The organism is Collinsella sp. AF25-2LB (genome assembly GCF_003458415.1).
In the GTDB taxonomy this organism is placed as follows: Bacteria; Actinomycetota; Coriobacteriia; order Coriobacteriales; family Coriobacteriaceae; genus Collinsella.
In genome coordinates this window covers 1-1,506 of the sequence record NZ_QRUF01000035.1, presented here as the reverse complement: position 1 = coordinate 1,506, position 1,506 = coordinate 1, and the positions used below count along the sequence as shown (strand labels likewise).

Genomic DNA, 1,506 nt, shown 5'->3' with positions numbered 1-1,506 from the left:
GGTAGCGCGCAGAGATGTGGTGTAAGAGGCGGGGAATGCCCCGCCTCCGCCCTTTCTTGAAAGGGAGGGGACACCGCCTAGAATTCGTCGTTGGAGTAATGAAGGTGACGAATGGAAGGAAAGGCGATGCCCCAAGAAGAGAGTGTACTGCGCCTCGGCCGCGACGAGGCCCTCGAGGCGGCGAGGCTTTGGCAGGAGTGCGGCGACGCGCGCGAGTTCGCGTGCAGGGTGCTGGGCAGCGTGATGAACGCGCTGATGGACTCCGAGGCCCAGCAGATGTGCGGCGCGAGCCGCAACGAGCGCAGCGACGGCAGGGAGAACAGCCGCAACGGCTACCGCCCCAGGTCGCTCAAGACCGCCGTGGGCGACGTGGAGCTCGAGATACCCAAGCTCAGGCACGGCACCTACTACCCCGAGGGCATGCTCGCGCGATGGTCGCGCGTCGACACCTCGGTGGCCGCCATCGTGCAGGAGATGTACGTATGCGGCGTGTCCACCCGCAAGGTCGAGCGCGTGGCGTCCAAGCTGGGCATATCCTCGCTGTCGAGCTCGGAGGTCTCGAGCCTCTGCTCCGACCTCGACGCCGAGGTGGCGGAGTTCCGCCGCCGCGACCTGTCGGGCACGCCGTGCTGCTACCTGTGGCTCGACGCCACCTACATGAGCTGCAGGGTCGGCTCGTCGGTCGTCTCGCAGGGCGTCGTGACCGCGATCGGGCTGGGCGCCGACGGGCGCAAGCACTTCCTGGGCTGCGACGTGGTCGACACCGAGAGCGAGGACTCCTGGGCGGCATTCCTCGGCGGGCTGCGCGAGCGCGGGCTGGCCGGCGTTCGCCTCGTGGTCTCCGACAGCCACGCCGGGCTCGTGGCCGCCGTCTCGCGCCTGTTCCAGGGCTGCGCCTGGCAGCGCTGCGTGACGCACCTGCAGCGCAACCTCCAGAGCGCCTGCTCGGGCAGGCCCGAGGACTCCAAGGCGGCCGTCAGGGACCTCGTGCACGCCGCGGTCTACCAGGACGACCCCGACCTCGCGCGCTGCGTGTGGGCCGAGGCGGCGCCCTGGGTGGCGTCGGTGTCCGCCAGGGCCGGCGAGGTCTTCGAGCAGGCCGAGGACTCCGCGCTGGCGTTCACGGCCTTCCCCAGGGCGCACTGGGCCAAGCTCCGCACCAACAACGTCCAGGAGCGCGCCAACCGCGAGATCAAGCGCCGCTACAGGGTCGTGCAGTCCTTCCCCTCGAGGGAGTCGATGCTGCGCCTGACGTGCGCGAGCCTCATGGAGACCGAGGGACAGTGGTCCCAGCAGCGCGTGTTCTCCGAGGCCTCGGCCGCCGAGGGCTTCGCCGAGCCCGCGGACAGGCCGGCCCCGACAGAGGGGAGGCGCCGCGCGCTCGGGCGGCGCGCCAGGGAGATAGTGGACGAGATAGTCGAGAGGCGCGGTCTCAAGAAGGAGTAACATCGGGACTTGCAGCGACGGACCTCGGGACGCTCTTACACCACGTCTGCGCGCGCCACC

The 1,506-nt window shown here is 70.0% G+C and carries 1 protein-coding gene; it reads left to right on the top strand.

The annotated features are described in order from the left end of the window. Positions 1–126 precede the first annotated feature (126 nt). A complete protein-coding gene (locus tag DWY51_RS09390; protein WP_233502389.1) occupies positions 127–1,446 on the top strand; it encodes an IS256 family transposase in 1,320 nt (439 codons plus the stop codon). Positions 1,447–1,506 lie beyond the last annotated feature (60 nt).

Bases quoted from the DNA above. Each gene is read 5' to 3' on its own strand.
- DWY51_RS09390 (WP_233502389.1), top strand. From the start codon at position 127: ATGCCCCAAGAAGAGAGTGTACTGCGCCTCGGCCGCGACGAGGCCCTC.